Source organism: Streptomyces sp. NPDC040545 (assembly GCF_055595065.1).
The window spans coordinates 145,625-168,056 of record NZ_JBVIWA010000004.1 but is presented as its reverse complement, the minus strand read 5'-3'; the positions used below and the strand labels follow the sequence as shown (position 1 = coordinate 168,056).

Here is a 22,432-nt window from a genome sequence, read left to right as displayed (position 1 = left end):
CGCCGTGTTCGGCAATTATCTGATCGGCCTGCGCGAGGGGCTGGAGGCCAGCCTGGTCGTCTGCATCCTCGTCGCGTACCTGGTGAAGACCGAGCGCCGGGACGCCCTGCGCCCCGTGTGGCTGGGCATCGCGATCGCCTGCGCGATCTCCCTCGCCTTCGGCGCGATGCTCGAATTCGGCACCCAGGAGCTGACCTTCGAGGCGCAGGAGCTGCTCGGCGGCACCCTGTCGATCATCTCCGTGGGTCTGGTGACGTGGATGGTCTTCTGGATGAAGCGCACCGCGCGGCATCTGAAGGCCGATCTGCACGGCAAGCTCGACACGGCGCTGGCCATGGGCACCGCGGCGCTGGTCGCCACCGCCTTCCTGGCCGTCGGCCGGGAGGGCCTGGAGACGGCCCTGTTCGTGTGGGCGTCGGTACGGGCCAGCGGCGAGGGTTCCTCGGCGCCGCTGATCGGTGTGCTGCTGGGCATCGCCACGGCGATCCTGCTGGGGTACCTCTTCTACCGGGGCACACTGAAGATCAATCTGGCGAAGTTCTTCCGGTGGACCGGCGCCATGCTGGTGATCGTGGCCGCGGGTGTGCTCGCCTACGGGGTGCACGACCTCCAGGAGGCCCGCTTCCTGGGCGGCCTGGGCGACAAGGCCTTCGACATCAGCGGGACGATCCCGCCGGACAGCTGGTACGGGACCCTGCTCAAGGGCGTCTTCAACTTCCAGCCCGACCCGACCGTCTTCCAGCTCACGGTGTGGCTGCTGTACCTGGTCCCCGTGCTGACGCTGTTCCTCGTGGACCGCGGCCGCCCGGCGGCCGCGCCGAAGGTGCGGCCCGCGCACTCGGACTCCGCGCGCGCCAACTGAGGGCGTGCGGCCCGGGCCGCCGCCGGCAGGCTGTGGTGAGGGGCCTTTTGGCCCGTCACCACAGCCTGTCGGTGTTTCCGGGGTGGAGCGGGACGCGGACGCCCGTGAAGGCGGCGCGGTCCCGGCCCGGGTCGTCCGTGAAGAAGGCGGCGAGCACCACCTTGTCGAAGCCGGGGTCGTCGGTGGCCAGGGGATCCTCGGGGGTCCCGCCCACCAGGACCGTGCCGGGCAGCACTGCGAAGCCCGCCTTCTCGTAGAAGGCCGCCAGGGGCCGGTCGCAGCTGAACAGCGCCAGGTCCACGGCCGGGTCCGCCGCCAGCTCGGCGCGGGCCGCCGCGACCAGCCGGGCCCCGCATCCCCGGCCACGCAGCGTGGGCCGGGTCACGACCGCGCTCAGCCCGGCCGCCCGGTAGGTCCGCCCCGCGAGCCGGATCTCCTTGAACAGCAGTGCCAGCGAGGCGGCCACGGTGTCGTCCGCGGCCAGCAGGAGCAGGACCCGCGGGGCCAGGGCCGGGTCGTGCCCCGGCTCGGCCCCCGGCCAGGCCGCGTCCTCCAGCTCCGCGACCTGCCGCGCCAGCCCTGCGGGCAGGTCCGCCTCGGCGCATCCGATCACCCTCACGGGCGGACCTCCTGACTCGGCCGCAGCACCGTTGCCGGGGGCGCTGCCCCCGGCTCCCCGCGCCTCAAACGCCGGCGGGGCTGCACGGTGCTCACGGGATGCGGACGCCCTCGCCGCCCACCCTGACCCGGGGGTCACCCGCGCGCAGTTCCACCGTGAGCACCCCGGGGCGGCCCATGTCCGTTCCCTGGTGGAGGGTGAGCACCGCGTCCGCCGGGACCAGGCCACGCTCGCGGGCGTACGCGCCGAAGGCGGCCGCGGCGGCTCCCGTGGCGGGGTCCTCGACCACGCCGCCCACCGGGAAGGGGTCGCGTACGTGGAACTCCGCCGGGCCGGACCGGTGCACCAGCTGGACCGTGGTGAGGTCCAGGCGCCGCATCAGGGCCTCCAGCCGGGCGAAGTCGTAGTCCAGGTCGGCGAGCCGGGCCCGGGTGCGGGCGCCGAGCACGAGATGCCGGGCTCCGGCGTAGGCGATCGCGGGCGGGAACGCCGGGTCCAGGTCGGCCTCGGGCCAGTCCAGCGCGGCCAGTGCTTCGGCGAGGTCCGCCGCGCCGATCTCCTCGGTGTGCGGCTCGACGCTGGTGAGCGTGGCCCTCAGCTTCCCGTCCTCCAAGGTGACGGACACCGGTACGGTCCCCGCCCGGGTGGCGAGGAGGAGCTCGCCCGGCCCGATCCGCTCCCCCAGCGCGACGGCCGTGGCGACGGTCGCGTGCCCGCAGAAGGGGACCTCCGCCTTGGGGCTGAAGTAGCGCACGGTGAAGGACCGGCCCTCCTCACCGCCGAACCCCTCGGGCGGAGCGGTCAGGAAGGCCGTCTCGCTGTAGCCCAGCCCGGCGGCGATGTCCAGCATGGCGCGCTCGTCCAGCCCCGCGGCGTCGAGCACGACCCCGGCGGGGTTGCCGCCGTCCGGGTCGTGGGAGAAGGCGGTGTAGCGCAATACCTCGGTGTCGGTCATGCGGCCATGATCGTCCGCCTCCCGGCGGGCTGGCAATTCGTTTCGGCGGGGGATCCGGTGTGGCTCAGCCGCGGCCGATGTACGGCATCGAGGTCGCCATCACCGTCGCGAACTGCACGTTCGCCTCCAGCGGGAGCTCCGCCATGTGCAGGACCGTGCGGGCCACGTCGGCGGCGTCCATCACGGGCTCGACGGCCAGCTGCCCGTTGGCCTGGAGGATGCCGGTCTGCATCCGCTCGGTCATCTCGGTCGCCGCGTTGCCGATGTCGATCTGGCCGCAGGCGATCCGGTACGGCCGCCCGTCCAGGGACAGGGACTTGGTCAGGCCGGTCATCGCGTGCTTGGTCGCGGTGTAGGCGACGGAGTTCGGGCGGGGCACGTGGGCCGAGATGGAGCCGTTGTTGATGATGCGGCCGCCCTGCGGGTCCTGCCGCTTCATCTGCCGGAAGGCGGCCTGCGCGCACAGGAAGGAGCCGGTGAGGTTGACGTCGACGACCGAGCGCCAGGCCTCGTAGGTGAGGTCCTCCAGCGGGACCCCACCCGGTCCGAAGGTGCCCGCGTTGTTGAAGAGCACGTCGAGGCGCCCGTAGCGGGCCCGGACCGACTCGAACAGAGCAGTCACGTCGTCCGGGTCGCTGACGTCCGCCCGTACGCACAGCACGTCGGCGTCCTCCCCGGCGGCCTGGGCGGTCTCCTCCAGCGGTTCGGTGCGGCGGCCGGCCACGGCCACGGCCCAGCCCGCGGCGGCCAGGGTCAGCGCCACGGAGCGGCCGATCCCGGAGCCGGCGCCGGTCACCAGGGCGATCTTCTTCGTACTTTCGTCCATGGGGCCGCAGGGTACGTCACACGGCGCTCCGTTCCCCGGACGTTCCGATTGCTGAGAGCATGGGTCGGTCAGGGGTGCGTAGATCAGATGAGAAGACTGGAGTTCCGCATGTCGGAGAGAGGCCCCGCGACGGCCCCCTCGCACGACTCGTCGCCCGATTCGCCCTCCGCCCCCACCGCCACAGCGCCCCTGACGGCCGCCCGCCGTACGGGCCTTCTGGTCACCTTCGTACTCGGCGGGCTCACCGCCCTCCCCCCGCTGTCCATGGACATGTACCTGCCGGCCCTGCCGCAGGTCACCGCCGCCCTGAACAGCCCTGCCGCGACCGTCCAGCTCACCCTCACGGCCTGCCTCGCCGGCATGGCCCTGGGCCAGCTCGTCATCGGCCCGATGAGCGACAAGTGGGGCCGCCGCCGGCCCCTGCTCATCGGCATGGTCGTCTACGTCCTGGCCACCGCGATCTGCGCGCTCGCCCCGACCACCGAGCTGCTGATCTCCTTCCGGCTGCTCCAGGGCCTGGCCGGCGCCGCCGCGATCGTCATCGCCCGGGCCGTCGTACGCGACCTGTACGACGGGGACGAGATGGCGCGGTTCTTCTCCACCCTGATGCTCATATCCGGGGCCGCCCCGATCATCGCCCCGCTCATCGGCGGCCAGGTGCTGCGCTTCGCCGACTGGCGCGGGGTCTTCCTCGTCCTGACCGTCGTCGGCACGGTGCTCACCCTGATGGTCTGGCGCGGCCTCGGCGAGACCCTGCCGCCCGAGCGGCGGCACACCGGCGGTGTCGGCTCCGCCCTGCGGACCATGCGGGGGCTGCTCGGCGACCGCGTCTTCGCCGGCTACACCCTGACCGGCGGCTTCTCCTTCGCCGTGCTCTTCTCCTACATATCCGCCTCGCCCTTCGTGGTGCAGGAGATCTACGGTGCCTCGCCCCAGGCCTTCTCCCTGCTGTTCGGGCTCAACTCCGTCGGCCTGATCCTGGTCGGCCAGATCAACGGCAAGCTGCTGGTGGGCCGGGTCCGCCTGGACAAGGTGCTGGCCGTCGGGCTCGCGGTCGTCCTGACCGCCGCGGTGGCCCTGCTGCTGATGTCGACCGGGGTGTTCGGGGAGGTCGGGCTGACCCCGATCGCCGCCGCCCTGTTCGTCCTGATGTCGGCGATGGGCGTGGTGCTGCCGAACACCAACGCGCAGGCCCTGATGCGGACCCCGCACGCGGCCGGATCGGCCTCGGCGCTCCTCGGCACCTCCTCGTTCCTGATCGGCGCGATCGCCTCGCCGCTGGTGGGGATCGCGGGCGAGGACACGGCGGTACCGATGGCGCTGGTCCAGCTGGTGTGCGCCCTCCTCGCCGTGAGCACCTTCCTCGGCCTGTGCCGCCCGTGGCAGACCACACCCGCCGCATCCAGCCCCGCCGGCGTTTGAGGCGCTCTTTCAGCCCGGCCTGCGTCTGAGGCGCGGGGTCCGGGGCGGAGCCCCTACCGCCGGCGGCCCCGCCCCGGATCGGCGGCATAAACTTCGCAGGTGAACGCCTCCGCCCCCACCTCCGCCGACACCCTCCGCCGCACGCTCGGCGGGCTGCTCGACGGGCTCCCGCCGAAGCAGGCCGCGGCCGCCGTCGAGCGGCTCATCGCCAGCTACCGGGGGCAGACCCCGACCGACGTGCCCGTACTGCGTGACCGCTCCGACGTGGCGGCGTACGCGGCGTACCGGATGCCCGCCACCTTCGAGGCCGTCCGGGGCGCCCTCGACGGGCTGGCCGAGGCCGCGCCCGAGTGGGCGCCGGGTTCGCACGTGGACGTGGGCGGCGGCACGGGCGCCGCGACCTGGGCGGTGGACGCCACCTGGGACGGCCCGCGGGAGACCACGGTGCTGGACTGGGCGGAGCCGGCCCTGGCCCTCGGCCGGGAACTGGCGGCCGCCTCGACCTCCGAGGTGTTGCGCGGGGCCGCCTGGCGGCGGGCCGTCATCGGCTCGGGGCTGAACCTCCCCGAGGCGGACCTGGTGACGGTCTCCTACGTCCTCGGCGAACTGACCGTGCCGGCGCGCAAGGCCGTCGTCGCCGAGGCGGCGCGGGCCGGCCAGGCCGTGGTGCTGATCGAGCCGGGCACGCCGGAGGGATACCTGCGCATCCGCGAGGCCCGTGACCAGCTGATCGAGGCCGGGCTGCGGATCGCCGCCCCGTGCCCGCACGACGGGACCTGCCCGATCGAGGTCGGCAAGGACTGGTGCCACTTCTCGGCACGGGTCAGCCGGTCCTCCCTGCACCGGCAGGTCAAGGGCGGCTCGCTCCCGTACGAGGACGAGAAGTTCAGCTACGTCGCCGCGACCCGCTTCCCGACGGAGCCGGCCGCCTCCCGGATCACGCGGAAGCCGCAGATCCGGAAGGGGCTCGTCCTGCTGGAGCTGTGCGGCCCCGAGTCAGATGGCCTGACCCGGGTCAATGTGACCAAGCGCCACGGCGACCTCTACAAGGCCGCCCGGGACGCCGACTGGGGCCAAGCCTGGCCCCCGGCCCCCTGACGGGCGCTACGGTCGCAGCTCCTGGGTGCAGCACTTCACGCTGCCGCCGCCTTTGAGCAGCTCGCCCAGATCCATCGGGACCGGCTCGAACCCCCGGTCCCGCAGCGGGTCCAGCAGTCCGGTCGCCGCCTGCGGGAGCAGGACGTGCAGGCCGTCGGAGACCGCGTTCAGACCGAGGGCGGCCGCGTCCCGGCCGTCGGCGATCAGCGCGTCCGGGAAGAGCCGCCTGAGCACGGCCTGGCTGCCGGGCGAGAAGGCGTCCGGGTAGTACATGATCTCGTCGCCGTCGAGGACGCTGAGCGCCGTGTCCAGGTGGTAGTAGCGCGGGTCCACCAGGTCCAGGCCGATGACCGGGCGGCCGAAGAACTCCTGGGCCTCGTCGTGCGAGAGCGGACTGGAGCGGAAGCCCCGGCCGGCCAGGATGTAGTTGGCCGTGACCGCGAAGTCCCCCTCGCCCTCGTTGACGTGGGACGGCTCGTGGATGTCCGGGAAGCCGTGGGTACGGAACCAGTCGAGGTGGATCTCGGCCTCGGCGGCCCGTTCCGGGTAGGCGAACCGGGCCCCGAGGACCCGGCCGTCGACGACGAGGGCCCCGTTCGCCGCGAAGACCATGTCGGGCAGCGCGGGGTCGGGTTCGAGGGTCTCGACGATGTGCCCGAGGGAGCGGTAGCGGTCCCTCAGGTCTTCCCACTGGGCCAGTGCGAGGGGCAGGTCCACCGGTTTCGTGGGATCCATCCACGGATTGATGGAGTACGTGACCTTGAAGTGTGCGGGTGGGCACATCAGGTAGCGCCGGGGTGTGGCGTCTCTGCGCAAAGAAGGCTCCTCACGACTTTCACGACTCGGGACGAGTGCTGGAGAGAATCGTCTCTCCTCCACCTGGACAGCACAGTGAACTGATTGGGTGGTTTACGCAAACCTGTGGAAAGACGAAACGTCTCGCTTTGATAGTTTCGGGCCATGCCCAAGATCCCTGACGCCACCCGCCGCAGCGACCGCTCCCGGCGCGCCATCCTCGACGCCGCGCTCGCCCTCGTCGGGGAGACCGGCTACAACAAGCTGACCATCGAGGCCATCGCCGCCCGCGCGGGCGTCGGCAAGCAGACCATCTACCGCTGGTGGCCGTCGAAGGCCGCCGTCCTCCTCGACGCCTCCCTCGCCCTCGCCGGGGACGCGGAGACGGAGGCCGGGTGGACCGGCTTCCCCGACACCGGGGACCTCGCCGCCGACCTGAAGCACGTACTGCGGGCGACGGTCGACGAGTTCAACGACGAGAAGTACGAGGCCCCCGCGCGCGCCCTGACGGCGGCCGGGGCCACCGACCCCGAGCTCGGTGCCCGCTTCACCGAGAAGCTGCTGGAGCCCCAGCTCGCCCTGTACGAGGCCCGGCTGCACACGGCCCGGGAGGCCGGAGAGCTCGCGCCGGACACGGACCTGCGGCTGACCGTGGAGATGCTGGTGGGACCGCTGACCTACCGCTGGCTGCTGCGCACCGCGCCCCTGACGCACGCTTACACCGACGCGCTCGTGGACCGGGTACTGGGGGGTGTCCGGCCTGATCGGCAAGACACCCCCTGAGGCGGGGTGGCCAACGTCACCGCCCGATAGCGGGCAGGGAATCGAAGATCGACCGAGAAGATTTGGCCTGATTCTATGGGTATGTGGGGGTTTTAGGCCGCGCATCTCCAACCCCCCGGTCGTCAAGAGCGGTCACCCGGGGCTCAGGATGGTGGGACCATGGGTTGGTCCGCCGGGGATACGGTGAGGTGAGGGGATAGATGGGGTCTGAGTCCGGCCGCGTCAAACGCGGCGAGCAGAGCAGGATTTCCCAGTGGCTGCGCCGGCGGCAGAAACCCACCGCCGAGGACCCCGGAGCGGAGCGCGAGGCGCTCCTCCTGGCCGTCGCCGCCGCGGGCCTGCCGCTCGCCCCCGCCGCCCATCCCGCCGGTTACCGATGTTCGTGCGACCGGATCGGCTGTCCGACCCCGGCCCGACATCCCATCTCCTTCGCCTGGCAGACCCAGTCGACCACCGATCGCGCGCAGATCGAACGCTGGGCCCGCAACCAGCCCGAGGCCAACTTCATCACCGCGACCGGCATGGTCCACGACGTGCTCGACGTCCCGCTGGAAGCCGGCACCGACGCCCTCGACCGGCTCCTGCTCGCCGGCATCAAGGTGGGCCCCGTCGCCGAGTCGGGCGGCACCGGTGACCAGGCCCGGATGCTCTTCTTCACCGCCACCCGCGGCACCCCCGAGGACGAGGACGAGTGGTGGCCCTGTGCGCTGGACTGCCACCCCGAGACCATGGACGAACACCCGGGCCTGCGCTGGCACTGCCGCGGCAGCTACGTCCTGGTCCCGCCGGCCGCCCTGCCCGGTGACCAGGCGGTGACCTGGATCCGCGGCATGGAACACGCCCTCCCGGACCCGCTCACCCTCCTGGAAACCCTGACGGACGCCTGCGCCACCTACGCGGGTACCGCGAACCTGACCCCGGCCGCGGTCGCCTGGCCCCTGGGCCAGTAGCCCGGACTCCGCCCGGCCTCGGGGCTCCGCCCCGAACCCCGCGCCTCAAACTCCCCCAGCTACCGCTGGGAGGTGCCCCCTAGCGGGGCTGGAATGGAGGCGCGGGGGTCCGGGGGCAGCGCCCCCGGCGACGGCGCCGCGCCCGGCTCAGTGGTGGATCTGCGTGACCACCACATCGAGGGACCAGGCCTTCGCCGGCTTCGTGGGGGCCTCGGCCTCGACCGTGTACCCCAGGTCCCGCAGGGCCGTGACCAGTTCGGCGGGCGAAGCCGGCGCGGCCCCGGCCAGCAGCAGGTCCCGTACCAGCCGCCCCTTCGTCGCCTTGTTGAAGTGGCTCACCACCGACCGCTTCTCGACCCCGTCCACCACCTGCGAGTGCAGCACCCGGACGGTCGCGGTCCGACCCGCCACCTCGCCCTTCGGCTTCCACGCGGCCCCGTACGCCGCCGACCGCAGGTCCAGCACCAGCCCGTCCCCGGCCGCCTCCGGCATGACCTCCGCCATCGGCCCCCGCCAGTACGCGCCCAGCGCGCCCAGCCCGGGCAGCTTCACCCCCATCGAGCAGCGGTACGAGGGGATCGCGTCCGTGACCCGCACCGCACCCCACAGCCCCGAGAAGACGAGCAGCGCGTCCTCGGCCGACGCCCGCGCCGCCGCGGGCAGGTCGGCCAGGCCCAGCGCGTCGTAGAGCACGCCCGTGTAGATCTCGCCCGCCGGACGGGCCCCCGCCGTACGCAGCTCCGCGTTCTTGGCGACCTCACCGCGCAGGCCCTCGCTCAGGCCCAGCACCTCACGCGCCTTCATCTCGTCCGCCGCGCACAGCTCGACCAGCTCCTCCAGCACCACCGCACGGGCCGGGGCCAGACCGGGCAGCGACAGCGCCTCCGGCTTCAGGGGCGCGCCGGAGCCGCCGACGGCCTTTCCTTCGGACGGCGGCAGCAGCACGAGCACGGTGGTTCTCCTTCGGTACGACGTCGCAGGGGGTGCGGCCCCCGAGCCAGGGTAGACGTCCACGCCCCTCGCTCGCCGCGCCGTCCGGGCCGGGCACACCTAGGCTCGACGCATGCCACGCCGTCAGATGCACATGACCGGCGCAGACGGGGCTGCTCTGCGGGCCGCGCTGCGTGAACTGCGGACGAAGCTGGAGGTGCCCGGCGCCTTCCCGGCGGCGGTCCTCGCCGAGGCCGAGCAGGCGGCGGCGCACCCCCGCCTCCCGGACCTGGACAGTACGGACATCCCCTTCTTCACGATCGACCCGCCGGCCTCCGTCGACCTCGACCAGGCCATGCACCTGGCGAAGCGCTCCGGCGGCGGTTACCGGGTCCACTACGCCATCGCCGACGTCGCCGCCTTCGTCACCCCCGGCGGCGCGCTCGACGCCGAGGCCCACCGCCGCGTGACCACGCTCTACTTCCCCGACGGAAAGGTCCCGCTGCACCCGGCCGTCCTCTCGGAGGGCGCGGCCAGCCTGCTGCCCGACCAGGTCCGACCGGCCCTGGTGTGGTGCTTCGACCTCGACCCCGACGGCCGGGTCGAGACCGTCGACGTCCGCCGCGCGCTGATCCGCAGCCGCGCCCGACTCGACTACGACGGCGCCCAGAAGGCCATCGACACCGGAACGGCGGAGGAGCCGCTCGCCCTCCTGAAGGACGTCGGCCGGCTCCGCGAGGCCCTGGAACAGGCGCGCGGCGGCATCTCCCTCAACGTGCCCGAGCAGGAGGTCGTCGAGCGCGACGGCACGTACTCCCTGGCGTACCGAGCCCCGCTGCCCGTCGACGGCTGGAACGCGCAGATCTCCCTGATGACCGGCATGGCCGCGGCCGATCTGATGCTGGCCACCGGCACGGGCATCCTGCGTACGCTGCCCAGCGCACCCGACGGAGCGGTCGGCAGGCTCCGGCGGACGGCGAAGGCCCTGCGGATCGACTGGCCGCACCACGTGCCGTACGCCGAGCTCGTGCGCTCCCTCGACCCGCACCGCCCCGCCCACGCCGCCTTCCTCCAGGAGTGCACGGCGCTGCTGCGCGGCGCGGGTTACACGGTCTTCACCGGCGGCGAGAGCCCCGACCCGGCGATCCATTCCGCGGTGGCGGCCCCGTACACGCACTGCACCGCGCCGCTGCGCCGCCTCGTCGACCGGTACGCCGGAGAGCTGTGCGTGGCGGCGGTGGCCGGGACCGAACCGCCGCCGTGGGTGGTGGCGGCCCTTCCCGCGCTCCCGGACGAGATGGCGGAGGGCAGCCGGCTGGCGAACACGGTGGAGCGGGAGTCCGTGGACCTGGTCGAGGCCGCCGTGCTGAAGGACCGGGTCGGGGAGACCTTCGAGGCCACGGTCATCGACGTCAAGGACCGGGAGCCGCTGGTGGGCACGGTCCACCTGGAGGACCCGGCGGTGGTCGGCCGTGTCCGCTCCACCACGCTCGACCTGCCCCTGGGCGAACGGATCCGGGTCAGGCTGGCGGAGGCCGACCCGGGCACGTCGAAGATCCTCTTCGCGCCCGTCTAGGAAGTGGCGGGCTGCCGGCGCAGCGCGGTGACCAGGGCGCGCGGGTCGTCGGCGTGGAAGCGGACGGTCCGGGCCTCGCCCGTGGCGCCGAGCGGCCGGGTGAAGGGGAGCGGACGGTTGAGTTCCAGGGTGACGGTGGTCTGGCTGCCGACGGCGAGGTCGAGCACCCCGTCCTCGGACAGGGTGACCAGCCGGCCCTCGGGATAGCGCCGGTCCACGCGTACCGAGGCCACCGCGTCCGCCGGTACGGCCAGGTCGAACAGGGCCCCGTAGCGGATCCGCAGGGAACCGTCGGGGCGGACCACGTGCGGCCGGGTGACGCAGGCGGCGTGCAGGGCGAGGACGAGCAGGATTCCGTACACGTCCAGCACCAGCACCACCCGGTGCACCGCCGGCCACGGGATGAGCAGGGCCAGGCCGACGGTCTCGATCACCGACACGAAGAGCATCCCGTACATCATGGCCGTCTGCGGTCCCGTGTACGCGGCGGCGAGGTCCCCCGGGCGCACCCCGTGCTTCCCGCGCACGGCCCACCGGCCGAGGGAGGCGGTGGCGCGCAGCTCGTGCAGGAGCAGCCGCCGCACCCGCACCGGTACGACGGCCCGGACCGCCGCCCGTCCGGCGGCCCGCCGGCCCGCGCCGCGGGCGCGCTCGGCGGCGTAGGGCCCGTGCAGCGCCCAGGCCTCCAGCAGCAGCACGCCGGCGAGGAGCGTCTCGGTGGCGGCGAGCGCCCATCCGGGCAGGCTCACCCCGGCCGCCAGGCACACCACGAGCGCCAGCTCCGCCGGGACGACGGCGGTGACGGCGATCCGCGCCACCCGTATGCGGGTCATCCCCGCCCCCTCTCGATGAACGCCTCCATGACGAGGCGGACGACTTCGGCCTGCGCGGGCGCGTACTCGGCGAGCAGCGCCTCCCTGAACCCGGTCACCACCACCCCGTCGGTGGGGATCGCGGCGAACACCTCGTCGGGGACGGCCGCCACCAGCTCCGCCGCCAGGGGCGGGATCCGCGGGTCGTCCACGGGCGCGTCGGCGAGCTCGTCGAGGCGCACGTACAGCGCGAGCACGGCGGGATCGGCGGCCAGCGGCCCGAGCGCGGCGTAGATCTCCTGGCCGCCCGCGCCCGTCGCGTCGAGGAGGGTCAGGTGTTCGCGGTCCTTGGCGGCGGCCGGCGAGTCGGTCCGCGGCGCCTTCGCCAGCAGCGCGGCGAGCCCGGGCGAGAGCGGCTCGGCCTCGCCCGGCCCGGCGGCGAGCAGCACGGCGAGCCGGCGCCGCCGCTCCTGGATCTCGGCCTCCTGGCGGGCGAGGTCGGCGTCGAGTTCCGTGAGGACGTCGGCGAGTTCGCGCCCCGCGTCGTCCGCGAGGACGTCCCGCACCTCGTCGAGGCTGAGCCCGAGCTCGGTGAGCCGGCGTACGCGGGCCAGCAGGACGGCGTCCCGGAGGCTGTAGGCCCGGTAGCCGTTGGGGCGCCGCTCCGGTTCCGGGAGCAGCCCGACATGGTGGTAGTGCCGGATCGCCCGGGTGGTGAGCCCGACGACCGCGGCGATCTCTCCGATCCGCATGCCCCCCAGTAGAAACCCTGCCGCTGCGTCAAGGTCAAGCGAGGTCGGGCGAGGCCGTCGCCCCGGGTAACATGGTCGCCACGGCAGACGAGTCGGCCGGGCGGCCGCGTCGGGATCCTCGGATCCCGCCGAGGAACGTCCGGGCTCCACAGGGCAGGGTGGTGGGTAACGCCCACCCGGGGTGACCCGCGGGACAGTGCCACAGAAAACAGACCGCCAAGGGCTTCGGCCCTCGGTAAGGGTGAAACGGTGGTGTAAGAGACCACCAGCGCCTGAGGTGACTCAGGCGGCTAGGTAAACCCCACCCGGAGCAAGGTCAAGAGGATCCGTCCCCGGACGGGTCTGCGCGAACGCTCGAGGGCTGCCCGCCCGAGTTCGCGGGTAGACCGCACGAGGCTGGTGGCAACACCGGTCCTAGATGGATGGCCGTCTCCCCGGCGACCGCGAGGTCACCGGGCGACAGAACCCGGCGTACAGGCCGGCTCGTCTGCCGCTTCCACTCCCGTTCGGGGCAGTGGCGCTCCCGCCCCGGCCCCGACCGGCGGCGGCTCCGCCACCGGATCCCGGTATTCGGTGCGCACGCCTTCCGGCGGTCCCGCAGATGCGGGACGCTCAGCCACATGACCGATCACCCTGCCCGCGCGGCCGCGGCCGCCGCGCACCTACGCGAACTCGCCGAAGCGACCACCGACCCCCGCAATGCCTACGCGAACCCCGCCGAAATCGCTGCCGTGACCGGGAACCTGCGCGAACTCGCCCGCCATCTCGAAGAGGCGCTGGGCCGGCTGGAGGTCCACATCGGCCGGCGTGACGCCGGGGACTGGACCCCACCGGACGGGCAGCCGCCCCGCCCGTACGCACGGCAGGCGCGCGGCGCAGTCCAGTCCGCCCGGGCCGAGGCGGAGAACATGGGCCGCGCCCTCGACCGGGCCATGAAGGCCCTCGGTCCCTTCGAGCCCGCGCCCTGACAGGGACACAGGTGCGGACGCGGGGACGATCCCGCCCCCGCCGGCGGGCCGCCGCCGGGGGGGGCCGTTCCCGGGCGAGGGCCGTTCCCGGGCGAGGGTCTACCGCAGGTGGGAGGTGTCGTTCAGGAGGCGGACCGAGGCGTTGCCGTCCGCGTAGTAGGCCACGGCCGAGAGGGAGGCCGCCGAGAGCTCCATGCGGAACAGAGCTTCCGGCGGGGCGCCCAGGGCCAGGCGGACCAGGATCTTGACCGGGGTCACGTGGGTGACCAGCAGGACCGTGCGGCCCGCGTGGGCGGACAGCAGGCGGTCGCGGGTGGCCGAGATCCGGCGCGTGGCGGACATGAAGCTCTCGCCGCCGCCCGTGGGGGCCGCCTTCGGGGAGTCCAGCCAGGCCTGGAGGTCGTCCGGGAAGCGCTGCTGCACCTCGGCGAAGGTCAAACCCTCCCATGCGCCGAAGTCCACCTCGCGCAGGCCCTCTTCGACCGTCACGGTGAGGCCGAGGCGGTCCGCGACCGCCTGGGCGGTCTCACGGCAGCGGAGCAGCGGGGAGCTGATGACCGTCTGGATGGTGCCGCGGGCGGCGAGCGCCTCGGCCACGGCGGCGGCCTGCCGGCGGCCGGCCGGGGACAGCTCGGGGTCGCTGCCGCCGCTGCCCGAGAAGCGCTTCTGCGGGGTGAGGGCGGTCTCGCCGTGCCGCAGCAGCACGAGGGTGGCCGGCGCCCCCATGTCCGGGCCCCAGCCGTGACTGCCCGAGGCGACCGCCGGGGCATCGGCGTCGAGGCAGGGCTCGATCGCGTCCGCCAGGGCCTCGGCGTCGGCGAACAGCGTGTCGGCGAGCTCCTGGGCCGACGTGGTCGCGGCTCCGGAGGCGGAGACAAGGGCCGCGCGGACGGCCGCGGCCCCCTTCGCCGCGTCCCCCGGCGGGCCCGCCGGCGCCGGCGGGGTGGCCAGGGCGCGCGCCGCGCCGTGGTCGAGGGCGGCCGTGGACGCCGACGGCTCCCACTGCTTGCCGCGCTTGCCCGCGTCCATGGCCTCGTTCGCGAGCCGGTCCGCGTGCTTGTTCTGCTCGCGCGGGATCCACTCGTACGTCACCTGGGCGCGCGGCAGGATCCGCGCGGCCTCGGCCGCGAGCGGCTTCATGTCCGGGTGCTTGATCTTCCAGCGGCCCGACATCTGCTCCACGACCAGCTTCGAGTCCATCCGGACCAGGACCTGCGCGTCGGAGGCGAGTTCACGGGCCGCCGCGAGTCCGGCGATCAGGCCCTTGTACTCGGCCACGTTGTTCGTCGCGATGCCGATGTACTCGGCACGCTCCGCCAGCGTCTCGCCCGTTGCCGGGTCGAGCACCACCGCGCCGTAGCCGGCCGGCCCCGGGTTGCCCCGGGACCCGCCGTCCGCCTCCACGACGAACCGGGCAAGCCTCTGCATCAGATGCCCGAGTCGGCCGTACGGACCAGGATGCGGCCGCAGTTCTCGTGACGGACGACCTGGTCGCGGGCCGCGGCCTTGATCTCGTTGACCTCGGCCATGTCGAGCTCCAGCCGGCAGCCCTCGCAGCGGCGCTGGTAGAGGCGCGCGGCGCCGACCCCGCCCTGCTTGACGCGGATCTTCTCGTACAGCGCCATCAGGTCGGCGGGCATGGACGCGACGATGACCTCGCGGTCCTTGGTGACCTTCGCGACCTCGGCGTCGATCTCGGAGGTCGCCGCGTCGCGGCGCGCGGTGGCGTCCGCGGCCTTGGCCTCCAGGGCCGAGACGCGCTCGGTCAGCGCGGTGACGCGCTCCTGCGCACCCTCCAGACGCTCCATGACCTCCAGGACCACGTCCTCCAGGTCGCCCTGGCGCTTGGCGAGGGAGACGACCTCGCTCTGCAGGTTCGCCAGGTCCCGGGCCGAGATGCCCACGCCCGAGTCGAGCCGCTGCTGGTCGCGGACGGCGCGCTGGCGCACCTGGTCCACGTCCTGCTCCGCCTTGGTCTGCTCGCGCGCGGTGTCGCTCGCCTGGGTCTGGGCGGCGACGAGCAGGTCACGCTGCTGCGCCAGGTCCTTGGTGAGCGAGTCGAGCTCGGCGTGCTCGGGCAGCGACTTGCGCTTGTGGGCGAGCTGAGACAGCCGGACGTCCAGCGCCTGGACGTCGAGAAGTCGGATCTGGTCGGCGGGCTCGGCGTTCAGTTGGGGGCTCCAGAGATAGAAGGGGGTGTGACGGACGGCGCGTGGGCCGTCCACGGGTCGGTGACCGTGCGCGAGACGTGGGTACGCAGGCCCCAGCCGTGGCGCTCGGAGATCGCGTCGAGCTGGGCTGCGGCCTGCTCGCACCAGGGCCACTCGGTGGCCCAGTGGGCGGCGTCGACGAGGGCGGGCGTGCGGCTCGTCCCGCGGGCCTCGGACACCGGGTGGTGGCGCAGGTCGGCGGTCAGGAAGACGTCCACACCGGCGGCGCGGACCTGCTCGAAGAGGCTGTCGCCGGAGCCGCCGCTGACGGCGACGCGGTGGACCGGCGCGTCCGGGTCGCCTGCCACGCGGATGCCCTGGGCGGTCGGCGGCAGCCAGGCGGCGGCGCGGGCGGCGAACTCGCGCAGGGTCTCGGGGTGGTCCAGTTCGCAGATCCGGCCGAGGCCCCGGCGGCCTTCCGGGTCGCTCGGGTCGGGCACCAGCGGCCCGGTGATCCGCAGGCCGAGGGCGCCGGCGAGGGCGTCGGAGACGCCCGGGTCGGCGGTGTCGGCGTTGGTGTGGGCGACGTGCAGCGCGATGTCGTTCTTGATCAGCGTGTGCACGACGCGGCCCTTGAAGGTGCCGGCCTCGACGGTGGTGGTGCCCCGCAGGTAGAGGGGGTGGTGGGTGACGATCAGGTCGGCGCCCAGCTTGACCGCCTCGTCGGCGATCTCCTGGACGGGGTCCACGGCGAACAGGACCCGGGTGACCTCGGCGTCCGGGTCGCCGCAGACGGTTCCGACGGCATCCCACTGCTCGGCCCGCGAGGGGGGCCAGAGAGCGTCCAGCGCGGCGATGACTTCAGAGAGACGGGGCACGGGCCAAGGCTACCGTCCGGGGCGACCGTCCCGGTCAGGCCAGCCCTGCCGGACGGGGCGCTTCCCCTTCGGGGCGGACAAACCTGAAGATTCCGGCCTGCGGCTGCCCCCGGCGCGGGCCCGCGGAGCCGCGGGGACGGGCCGCGCAGCACAACCGTCTCGTCCGGCACGCGCGAATCGCCGTGCGGACACCCGTATGTGTGAAGCGGTGCTGGTGGTGTTGTTCGCCGGGAAGCCCGGAAATTAGCTTCCCCCCGGAGGTGACCACGGATGACTGTCTGTGCCATCGAAATGACGACCACGGCCGCGTTCGGCATCGCCGCGGACGGGTCGTACGCCGCCCGGCTGGCCGGCGCGGGCGACGCTCTCTACGCGGAGCGCTGGACCCTCGCCGGGCCCGAGCCCTACGCGGTACCGCTGCCGCTTGCGCAGCCGGAGGAGGCGGACAGCGAGGTGCTGCCGCTGGCCGACGGACGGGTGCTGATCCACCGGCGGGTGGCGGAGCGGCACGCCTTCGCGCTGCTCTACCCGACGGGAGCCGAGGCCGGGCCGAGCACCGGGGAGCTCCAGCTGGGCGGGGTGGACGTGCGGGAGGGCGTACGGGTCCGCCTGCTCCCGCCGTGTCCGGACGGATCCGGTGCCTTCGCCCTGGCCGCGGAGGACACCGTGAGCACGGTCTGGCAGGTGGCCGGAGGCCCGTCGGGGCTGCGGCCCGTCGCCCGGATCCCGGGGCGGTGCTCGGGCGGCGTCTGGCTGGACCGGGCGGGGCGGCTGCTGGCCCTGGACCGCGAGCTGGACGGCACCACCAAGGCCGTCGCCGTGGACCTGGGGCGCACCGAGGTGTCCCCACTGCTGCAGATCACCGAGAACAGCGACGACCGGCTGCTGCTGGCCGACCCGGACAGCGGGCTGCTGCTGATCCGCTCCGACGCGCCGGGCGAACCGCGCCTCGGCTGGGGGGTGCTGGGCAGCTCCCTGCCCCTCCGCTTCCCGGAGTGCCTGGCCCGTCTGGGGGACGCCCACCCGTTCGCGGTCCAGCCCGGCCAGGCCCTGATGCCGGAGACCTGCGGGGTGGCGCTGCGGCTGCCCGAGGGCGGCATCGGCCTGTGGCGCCCCGCCGACCGGCGCGTCTTGCGGATCGGCGCCCCGGCGGGCTGGCTCGGCGGGACCGGCCTGTGGAGCCCGCAGGGCCGCCTGCATCTCCCGTACGCGACGCCCGAGGTGCCCTGCGGGATCCTCGGCCTGAACCTGCCGGCCTCCCCTCCCCCGCCGGTGGTCCTGGATCCGCCCACGCCGACCGCCCCCCGCCCGGTCCCGCTCCAGCAGGCACCGCTGGCCGGGCGATAGGGGCGGAGGGCGGGGGCGGTCGCCTCCTAGGCGTGCTTGAGGCCCAGTACCTCGGTCGCGGCGAAGGTCTCGTTCGCCGGCCGGGCCTCGTAGTGCGGGGTCAGGAGCTCGTCGAGCTCCTCGTAGGAGAAGGACTCCTTGGCCGTGTCGAACTTGGCGGCCACCTTCGGGCGCTCCATGACGGCCACGATGCCGCCGTGCACGACGAACAGCTGGCCGTTGGCCCTGGCGGAGGCGGGCGAGGCCAGGTACCCGACGAGCGGTGCGACGTGCTCGGGCGCGAGGGCGTCCAGCTTGCCCTCCTCCGGGACCTGGAAGCCGGCGAAGACGTCCTCGGTCATCCGGGTGCGGGCGCGCGGGCAGATGGCGTTGGCCGTCACCCCGTACTTCGCGAGCGCGAGCGCGGTCGAGGTGGTCAGGCCCACGATGCCGCCCTTGGCCGCCGCATAGTTCGGCTGGCCGGCCGAGCCACCGAGGAAGGCCTCGGAGGAGGTGTTCACGATCCGGCCGTAGACCGGGCCGCCCGCCACCTTGGAGCGCTCGCGCCAGTGCACGGACGCGAAGTGGGTGGTGTTGAAGTGGCCCTTGAGGTGGACCCGGATCACCGAGTCCCACTCCTCCTCCGACATCGAGAAGACCATCCGGTCCCGCAGGATGCCCGCGTTGTTGACCAGGATGTCCAGCTTCCCGAAGCTGGACACCGCCAGCCCGACCAGTTCCCGCGCCTGCTCGAAGTCGGCCACGTCGCCCAGGTGCGCCACCGCCCGGCCGCCCGCGGCGCGGATCTCCGCGGCGACCTCCTGCGCCGGGGCGGCCGAGGCCTCCCCGGAGCCGTCCCGGCCCGGCTGGCCGAAGTCGTTGACGACCACGCTCGCGCCGAGCCGCGCGAGCTCGATCGCCTCGGCCCGGCCGAGCCCGCGGCCCGCACCCGTGACGATGGCGGAGAGCCCCTCAAGTGGGAGTGACATCCGTAGCGTTCCTCTCAGAGCGAGCGGGTCAGAGTTCGATGCAGGTGCGCAGGGCGACGCCCGTACGCATCTGGTCGAGCGCGTCGTTGATCTCGGCAAGCTGCACCCGGTGCGTGATCAGGCTCGCCAGGTCCACCCGGCCGGCCCGCCACAGCGCGATGGTGCGCTCGTAGGAGCGGAGCACGTCCCCGCCGCCGTACATCGACGGCAGGATCTTCTTCTCGTCGAAGAAGAGCGAGAACATGTCGATCTGGAAGTTGTCGTCGAGCGCGCCCGCGCCGACGATCACCACGCTGCCGCCGCGCCGGGTCATCTTGTAGGCGGTCTGCGCGGTGGCGGACTTCCCGACGACCTCGAAGACGTAGTCGAAGCCCTCGCCGCCGGTGATCCGGTTCTTGGCGTCGTCGAAGGCCTCCGGCCCCACGGCCTCGGTGGCCCCGAACCGCAGGGCCGCCTCGCGCCGCGACTGGACCGGGTCGACGGCGATGATCTGGGCGGCGCCCTGGACCTTGGCGCCCTGGATGACGGAGATGCCGACGCCCCCGCAGCCGATGACGGCCACCGAGGCCCCGGCTTCCACCTTGGCGGTGTTGATGGCGGCGCCGAGGCCGGTGGTGACACCGCAGCCGATGAGCGCGGCGATGTCGAAGGGCACGTCGTCGGGGATCGGGACGGCGCACGCGGCGTCGACCACGAGCTCCTCGGCGAAGGTGCCGGTCGCGGCGAAGCCGAAGATGTCGCCGCCCGCGCGGCGGAAGTTGGGGGTGCCCGCGTTGACCAGGCTCTCCAGGCACAGGTGGCCCTGGCCGCGCTTGCAGGACGGACAGTGGCCGCACGGCGGCAGCCAGCAGACGAGGACCCGGTCGCCCTGCTTGAGGGTGGTGACCCCGTCACCGACGTCGGAGATCACCCCGGAGCCCTCGTGGCCCGGGACGAAGGGGGCGGGCTGCGGCAGGACGCCGCTCATCGCGGAGAGGTCGGAGTGGCACAGGCCGGTGGCCTTGATCCGGATCTTCACCTTGCCGGGGCCGAGGCCGACGGCCTCCATGTCGTCGACGACCTCGAGCTTGTCCTGGCCGATCTCGCTCTGCAGTGCTGCGCGCACGGTGCGGCTCCTTGGGTCTCGTACGGTCTCGTTCTCGTCCTCGGGGTTACGCGTGTTCGACGACGGTGTCGGCGAGGACCGGTGCGTCGTCCCGTTCGGCGGCGGTCACCGACACCAGGACCCGGCCGGGCTCCTGCCACATCCGGATGCGCAGCGTCTCGCCCGGGAAGACGATCCCGGCGAAGCGCGTGCGGTAGGCCCGGACCCGGGAGACGTCCCCGCCCAGGGCCGTGTCGACGACGGCCTTGAGGGTCATGCCGTACGAGCACAGGCCGTGCAGGATCGGCTGGTCGAAGCCGGCCGTCTTGGCGAACTCGGGGTCGGCGTGCAGCGGGTTCCAGTCGCCGGAGAGGCGGTAGAGGAGCGCCTGGTCCTCACGGATGTGCCGCTCCTCGATGCGGTCGGGCGCGCGCCCGGGGAGCTCCTCCTTGGCCGAGGGCCCGCGCTCACCGCCGAAGCCGCCCTCCCCGCGTACGAAGATCTGCGCGTCGCTCGTCCACAGCGGCCCGTCGGCGTCCGCGACCTCCGAGCGCAGCACGATCACGGCCGCCTTGCCCTTGTCGTAGACGGCGGCGACCTTCGAGCGGGAGGTGGCCTGCCCCTTGACGGGGATGGGCCGGTGCAGCTCGATGGAGTGGCCGCCGTGCAGGACGGCGGCGAGGTTGACGTCGATCCCGGGTGCGGCGAGGCCGCCCAGCATGGCCATGCCGGCGCCGGCGACGGTCGCGAAGCTGGGCAGCACGTGGAGCTTGGATTCGAGGGTGTAGCGCAGCTCGTCCGGGTCGGTGGCCGGCCGGCCCGCGCCGAGGCCGAGGTGGTAGAGCTGGATGTCCTTGTGGTCCCAGCCGATGTCCCCCAGGCGGGGGTCGGCGGCGAGGGCCTTGGCGGCATCGATCGGCATGGGGGTGCTGCTCCCTGTCGTTGGAGAACCGGGGCCGTGGAAGACCTCGGTGCGGCCGTCCGCACCGTCGGCCGCACCGAGGTCGTATGCGGGGGCCGGTTCTAGAACGCGTTCTAGGCCCGGCCGGTGAGGGAATGTATAACGCACGCCCCCACACATGGGAAGACTCTTGACTTCGCGTCAGATCCACTGCGTGCGGGGCGTGTTGCGCGCCCGCCGAAAGGCGGGGCAATACGCTGCCCGCGTGGACGAAATCCCTGTTGATCACCGTGAGGCCCGCGCCCTGCGCGTGCTGCTGGAGCCGCCGAATCCGGCCCTGGCGCTCCAGCTCGGCCTCCAGCCGGACATCGAGATCGTCCGGGACCCCATGGCACGGCCCGCGGTGGCCCTGGTGGAGGAGCTCGCGGCCGTGACCGCCCTGCTGGCCGACGATCCGGAGTGCCGGGTGCTCGTCCTGACGGGGTCGGCGCACCCCGGCCTCGCGGAGGCCGCCCTCGCCGCGGGCGCGGTGGGGCTGGTGCTGCGGGACGGCCCGGTCGGGGACCTGGCGGACAGCGTCCGGCGGGCCTCGACGGGCGAGACGGTGGTGGACCCGGCCCTGGGGTGACCACCGCTGAAGCCCGGTGAAACTTCGTGAAACCCGGGTGAATCCTTTTGCGGCTCCCACGCCTCTTATGCATGTGCCGACGCAGAGGTTCGGCACCTGACCTGGAGGTTGTCGTGATCACTGCTGTCGCCGTAGGCGCCGTCGTACTGCTCCTGCTCTGCACGTGCACCGTCCTCGTGGCGCGCCGGCGGAGCCGCTCCCGTGGCTGAGTCGACCTGGCCCGCCGAGCCGCTGATCCTCGCCGCGCAGGGCGGGGACCTCGATGCCGTCACCGCGCTGGTCTCCGGATCGCACCCGAACGTGCGGAGGTTCGCGTACTCGCTGTGCGCCTCCCCCGAGGACGCCGAGGACGCGGCCCAGGAGGCGCTGATCATCCTCTACCGGAAGATCGGCATGCTGCGCGCTTCCGGCGCCCTGGCCTCGTGGATGTTCCGCATCGTCCGCAACGAATGCATGCGCCGGGCCCGGCTGGTGCCGCGCGAGCGCGCCCCGCTGCCCGACTCCGCCGTGATGTCGGCCGAGGACGAGGTACTGGAACACCTGGAGGCCGCCCGGGTGGCGCGGGCGATCGCCGCCCTCCCCGCCGACCAGCGGCGGGTGCTGATCATGCGGGACATCCAGGGCTACAGCGGGCGGATGGCGGCGGACGCGCTCGGGCTCAGCCCCGCCGCGATGAAATCACGGCTGCACCGGGCCCGCGCGGCCCTTCGGCACACCCTGTACCCGACCCCTGGAGGCGACGATGTCCCTCACTGACGGCCCCGACTTCGCGAGCTCCTCCCTGCCCCGGCACCTGCTCCGCGGCGCGGTCGGCATCGGCGCCCTGATCGGCGCCTTCGCCCTCCTCCCGGTCTACGGACCGGTCACCCTGGCCCTCGCCCCGATCGGCCTGGTGGCCCTGCGCGGCTGCCCGATGTGCTGGGCGATCGGACTGGCCCAGACGCTCTCCCGGGGCCGCCTGCAACGGGAGTGCACGGACGGCCGCTGCGAACTGAAGCCGGCCAGTTCCAGCCCCGCCGGCGTTTGAGGCGCGGGTCCGGGCAGCGCCCGGCGGGGCACGGGCGGGCCCGACGTGGGCTCAACCGTGCGGTCCCGGCCACCGATTGACGGAATCCGCCGCAGCGCGCA

General features: G+C 73.5%; 24 protein-coding genes and 1 other RNA gene. 12 read left to right on the top strand and 13 right to left on the bottom strand.

Going from position 1 to position 22,432, the window contains the following annotated elements; genetic code table 11:
- The first annotated feature begins 4 nt into the window (after positions 1–4).
- Positions 5–862, top strand: a complete 858-nt coding sequence (gene efeU, locus ACZ573_RS11275; protein WP_471302155.1) for an iron uptake transporter permease EfeU — start codon at positions 5–7, stop codon at positions 860–862.
- Between the two features lie 55 nt (positions 863–917).
- Here the strand turns inward: efeU and ACZ573_RS11270 are convergent, their stop codons facing one another.
- The 3 genes from ACZ573_RS11270 to ACZ573_RS11260 form a co-directional block, all read right to left on the bottom strand.
- The gene (locus ACZ573_RS11270; RefSeq protein ID WP_471302152.1) at positions 918–1,481 is read right to left on the bottom strand and encodes a GNAT family N-acetyltransferase; all 564 of its coding nucleotides are present in this window, start codon (positions 1,479–1,481) and stop codon (positions 918–920) included.
- A 91-nt stretch (positions 1,482–1,572) separates the two neighbouring features.
- Complete coding sequence (locus tag ACZ573_RS11265; RefSeq protein ID WP_471302150.1) at positions 1,573–2,436, bottom strand: PhzF family phenazine biosynthesis protein; 864 nt, start codon at positions 2,434–2,436, stop codon at positions 1,573–1,575.
- A 64-nt stretch (positions 2,437–2,500) separates the two neighbouring features.
- On the bottom strand, positions 2,501–3,262 hold the full coding sequence (locus ACZ573_RS11260) for an SDR family oxidoreductase (RefSeq protein WP_471302147.1): 762 nt from the start codon (positions 3,260–3,262) through the stop codon (positions 2,501–2,503).
- A 108-nt stretch (positions 3,263–3,370) separates the two neighbouring features.
- On the opposite strand from ACZ573_RS11260, the gene ACZ573_RS11255 reads away from it, so the two are divergent.
- Both ACZ573_RS11255 and ACZ573_RS11250 read left to right on the top strand, forming a co-directional pair.
- Positions 3,371–4,684 (top strand): Bcr/CflA family multidrug efflux MFS transporter, encoded by a 1,314-nt coding sequence (locus ACZ573_RS11255; protein ID WP_471302144.1) that lies wholly within the window; start codon positions 3,371–3,373, stop codon positions 4,682–4,684.
- A gap of 99 nt (positions 4,685–4,783) precedes the next feature.
- A complete protein-coding gene (locus ACZ573_RS11250) occupies positions 4,784–5,782 on the top strand; it encodes a small ribosomal subunit Rsm22 family protein (protein WP_471302142.1) in 999 nt (332 codons plus the stop codon).
- Between the two features lie 6 nt (positions 5,783–5,788).
- Here ACZ573_RS11250 and ddaH read toward each other — a convergent pair whose 3' ends face one another.
- A complete protein-coding gene (ddaH, locus tag ACZ573_RS11245; protein ID WP_471302139.1) occupies positions 5,789–6,661 on the bottom strand; it encodes a dimethylargininase in 873 nt (290 codons plus the stop codon).
- 81 nt (positions 6,662–6,742) lie between these two features.
- Between ddaH and ACZ573_RS11240 the strand changes: the two genes are divergently transcribed.
- Positions 6,743–7,360, top strand: a complete 618-nt coding sequence (locus ACZ573_RS11240; protein ID WP_471302136.1) for a TetR/AcrR family transcriptional regulator — start codon at positions 6,743–6,745, stop codon at positions 7,358–7,360.
- A 200-nt stretch (positions 7,361–7,560) separates the two neighbouring features.
- Positions 7,561–8,310, top strand: a complete 750-nt coding sequence (locus ACZ573_RS11235) for a bifunctional DNA primase/polymerase (protein ID WP_471302133.1) — start codon at positions 7,561–7,563, stop codon at positions 8,308–8,310.
- Between the two features lie 147 nt (positions 8,311–8,457).
- On the opposite strand, the gene yaaA is transcribed toward ACZ573_RS11235, so the two are convergent.
- The gene (gene yaaA, locus ACZ573_RS11230) at positions 8,458–9,261 is read right to left on the bottom strand and encodes a peroxide stress protein YaaA (protein WP_471302130.1); all 804 of its coding nucleotides are present in this window, start codon (positions 9,259–9,261) and stop codon (positions 8,458–8,460) included.
- Between the two features lie 112 nt (positions 9,262–9,373).
- Between yaaA and ACZ573_RS11225 the strand changes: the two genes are divergently transcribed.
- The gene (locus ACZ573_RS11225; RefSeq protein WP_471302127.1) at positions 9,374–10,816 is read left to right on the top strand and encodes an RNB domain-containing ribonuclease; all 1,443 of its coding nucleotides are present in this window, start codon (positions 9,374–9,376) and stop codon (positions 10,814–10,816) included.
- Here ACZ573_RS11225 and ACZ573_RS11220 read toward each other — a convergent pair.
- Positions 10,813–11,649, bottom strand: a complete 837-nt coding sequence (locus tag ACZ573_RS11220) for a hypothetical protein (protein ID WP_471302125.1) — start codon at positions 11,647–11,649, stop codon at positions 10,813–10,815. The two genes, ACZ573_RS11225 and ACZ573_RS11220, sit on opposite strands and share 4 nt — an antisense overlap.
- Positions 11,646–12,380: a MerR family transcriptional regulator gene (locus ACZ573_RS11215; protein ID WP_471302122.1), complete on the bottom strand. Its 735-nt coding sequence runs from the start codon at positions 12,378–12,380 to the stop codon at positions 11,646–11,648. The genes ACZ573_RS11220 and ACZ573_RS11215 overlap by 4 nt, the downstream gene beginning before the upstream one ends.
- 88 nt (positions 12,381–12,468) lie before the next feature.
- On the opposite strand from ACZ573_RS11215, the gene rnpB reads away from it, so the two are divergent.
- An RNA gene (gene rnpB / locus ACZ573_RS11210) (RNase P RNA component class A) lies at positions 12,469–12,870 on the top strand.
- 130 nt (positions 12,871–13,000) lie between these two features.
- A complete protein-coding gene (locus ACZ573_RS11205) occupies positions 13,001–13,348 on the top strand; it encodes a hypothetical protein (protein ID WP_471302119.1) in 348 nt (115 codons plus the stop codon).
- 99 nt (positions 13,349–13,447) lie between these two features.
- Here the strand turns inward: ACZ573_RS11205 and ACZ573_RS11200 are convergent, their stop codons facing one another.
- From ACZ573_RS11200 to ACZ573_RS11190, 3 genes are read right to left on the bottom strand one after another with little or no spacing between them, the layout of a single operon-like run.
- Positions 13,448–14,776 carry a bifunctional RNase H/acid phosphatase gene (locus tag ACZ573_RS11200; protein ID WP_471302116.1) on the bottom strand — a complete coding sequence of 443 codons (1,329 nt, stop codon included), beginning with the start codon at positions 14,774–14,776 and terminating at the stop codon, positions 13,448–13,450.
- Positions 14,776–15,519, bottom strand: a complete 744-nt coding sequence (locus ACZ573_RS11195) for a zinc ribbon domain-containing protein (protein WP_471302659.1) — start codon at positions 15,517–15,519, stop codon at positions 14,776–14,778. Before ACZ573_RS11195 ends, ACZ573_RS11200 begins: the two co-directional genes overlap by 1 nt.
- Entirely contained in the window at positions 15,516–16,376 is an 861-nt protein-coding gene (locus tag ACZ573_RS11190) for a Nif3-like dinuclear metal center hexameric protein (RefSeq protein WP_471302113.1), read from the bottom strand. Before ACZ573_RS11190 ends, ACZ573_RS11195 begins: the two co-directional genes overlap by 4 nt.
- Positions 16,377–16,646: 270 nt before the next feature.
- On the opposite strand from ACZ573_RS11190, the gene ACZ573_RS11185 reads away from it, so the two are divergent.
- Positions 16,647–17,723, top strand: coding sequence for a hypothetical protein (locus tag ACZ573_RS11185; RefSeq protein ID WP_471302111.1), 1,077 nt, complete (start codon positions 16,647–16,649; stop codon positions 17,721–17,723).
- Between the two features lie 26 nt (positions 17,724–17,749).
- Here the strand turns inward: ACZ573_RS11185 and ACZ573_RS11180 are convergent, their stop codons facing one another.
- Genes ACZ573_RS11180 through ACZ573_RS11170 form a run of 3 tightly spaced genes read right to left on the bottom strand, consistent with a single transcriptional unit; the run spans position 17,750 to position 20,697 of the window.
- Entirely contained in the window at positions 17,750–18,691 is a 942-nt protein-coding gene (locus tag ACZ573_RS11180) for a 3-oxoacyl-ACP reductase (RefSeq protein ID WP_471302108.1), read from the bottom strand.
- 28 nt (positions 18,692–18,719) lie between these two features.
- On the bottom strand, positions 18,720–19,796 hold the full coding sequence (locus ACZ573_RS11175; protein ID WP_471302105.1) for a Zn-dependent alcohol dehydrogenase: 1,077 nt from the start codon (positions 19,794–19,796) through the stop codon (positions 18,720–18,722).
- A 46-nt stretch (positions 19,797–19,842) separates the two neighbouring features.
- Positions 19,843–20,697, bottom strand: coding sequence for a MaoC/PaaZ C-terminal domain-containing protein (locus ACZ573_RS11170; protein WP_471302102.1), 855 nt, complete (start codon positions 20,695–20,697; stop codon positions 19,843–19,845).
- A gap of 244 nt (positions 20,698–20,941) precedes the next feature.
- Here ACZ573_RS11170 and ACZ573_RS11165 point away from each other — a divergent pair, with 244 nt between their 5' ends.
- From ACZ573_RS11165 to ACZ573_RS11155, 3 genes are all read left to right on the top strand, one after another.
- Positions 20,942–21,304, top strand: coding sequence for a DNA-binding response regulator (locus ACZ573_RS11165; RefSeq protein WP_471302099.1), 363 nt, complete (start codon positions 20,942–20,944; stop codon positions 21,302–21,304).
- Between the two features lie 201 nt (positions 21,305–21,505).
- Positions 21,506–22,060: an RNA polymerase sigma factor gene (locus ACZ573_RS11160; protein ID WP_471302096.1), complete on the top strand. Its 555-nt coding sequence runs from the start codon at positions 21,506–21,508 to the stop codon at positions 22,058–22,060.
- Positions 22,047–22,331 carry a hypothetical protein gene (locus ACZ573_RS11155; protein WP_471302093.1) on the top strand — a complete coding sequence of 95 codons (285 nt, stop codon included), beginning with the start codon at positions 22,047–22,049 and terminating at the stop codon, positions 22,329–22,331. The genes ACZ573_RS11160 and ACZ573_RS11155 overlap by 14 nt, the downstream gene beginning before the upstream one ends.
- The last annotated feature ends 101 nt before the right edge of the window (positions 22,332–22,432 follow it).

What these genes read in the sequence shown, in the direction of transcription:
- ACZ573_RS11265 (WP_471302150.1), bottom strand. Translation starts at nt 2,436, where the DNA reads ATGACCGACACCGAGGTATTGCGCTACACCGCCTTCTCCCACGACCCG.
- ACZ573_RS11260 (WP_471302147.1), bottom strand. Translation starts at nt 3,262, where the DNA reads ATGGACGAAAGTACGAAGAAGATCGCCCTGGTGACCGGCGCCGGCTCC.
- ACZ573_RS11255 (WP_471302144.1), top strand. Translation starts at nt 3,371, where the DNA reads ATGTCGGAGAGAGGCCCCGCGACGGCCCCCTCGCACGACTCGTCGCCC.
- ACZ573_RS11240 (WP_471302136.1), top strand. Translation starts at nt 6,743, where the DNA reads ATGCCCAAGATCCCTGACGCCACCCGCCGCAGCGACCGCTCCCGGCGC.
- ACZ573_RS11235 (WP_471302133.1), top strand. Translation starts at nt 7,561, where the DNA reads ATGGGGTCTGAGTCCGGCCGCGTCAAACGCGGCGAGCAGAGCAGGATT.
- ACZ573_RS11225 (WP_471302127.1), top strand. Translation starts at nt 9,374, where the DNA reads ATGCCACGCCGTCAGATGCACATGACCGGCGCAGACGGGGCTGCTCTG.
- ACZ573_RS11220 (WP_471302125.1), bottom strand. Translation starts at nt 11,649, where the DNA reads ATGACCCGCATACGGGTGGCGCGGATCGCCGTCACCGCCGTCGTCCCG.
- ACZ573_RS11215 (WP_471302122.1), bottom strand. Translation starts at nt 12,380, where the DNA reads ATGCGGATCGGAGAGATCGCCGCGGTCGTCGGGCTCACCACCCGGGCG.
- ACZ573_RS11205 (WP_471302119.1), top strand. Translation starts at nt 13,001, where the DNA reads ATGACCGATCACCCTGCCCGCGCGGCCGCGGCCGCCGCGCACCTACGC.
- ACZ573_RS11200 (WP_471302116.1), bottom strand. Translation starts at nt 14,776, where the DNA reads ATGCAGAGGCTTGCCCGGTTCGTCGTGGAGGCGGACGGCGGGTCCCGG.
- ACZ573_RS11185 (WP_471302111.1), top strand. Translation starts at nt 16,647, where the DNA reads ATGACTGTCTGTGCCATCGAAATGACGACCACGGCCGCGTTCGGCATC.
- ACZ573_RS11180 (WP_471302108.1), bottom strand. Translation starts at nt 18,691, where the DNA reads ATGTCACTCCCACTTGAGGGGCTCTCCGCCATCGTCACGGGTGCGGGC.
- ACZ573_RS11170 (WP_471302102.1), bottom strand. Translation starts at nt 20,697, where the DNA reads ATGCCGATCGATGCCGCCAAGGCCCTCGCCGCCGACCCCCGCCTGGGG.
- ACZ573_RS11155 (WP_471302093.1), top strand. Translation starts at nt 22,047, where the DNA reads ATGTCCCTCACTGACGGCCCCGACTTCGCGAGCTCCTCCCTGCCCCGG.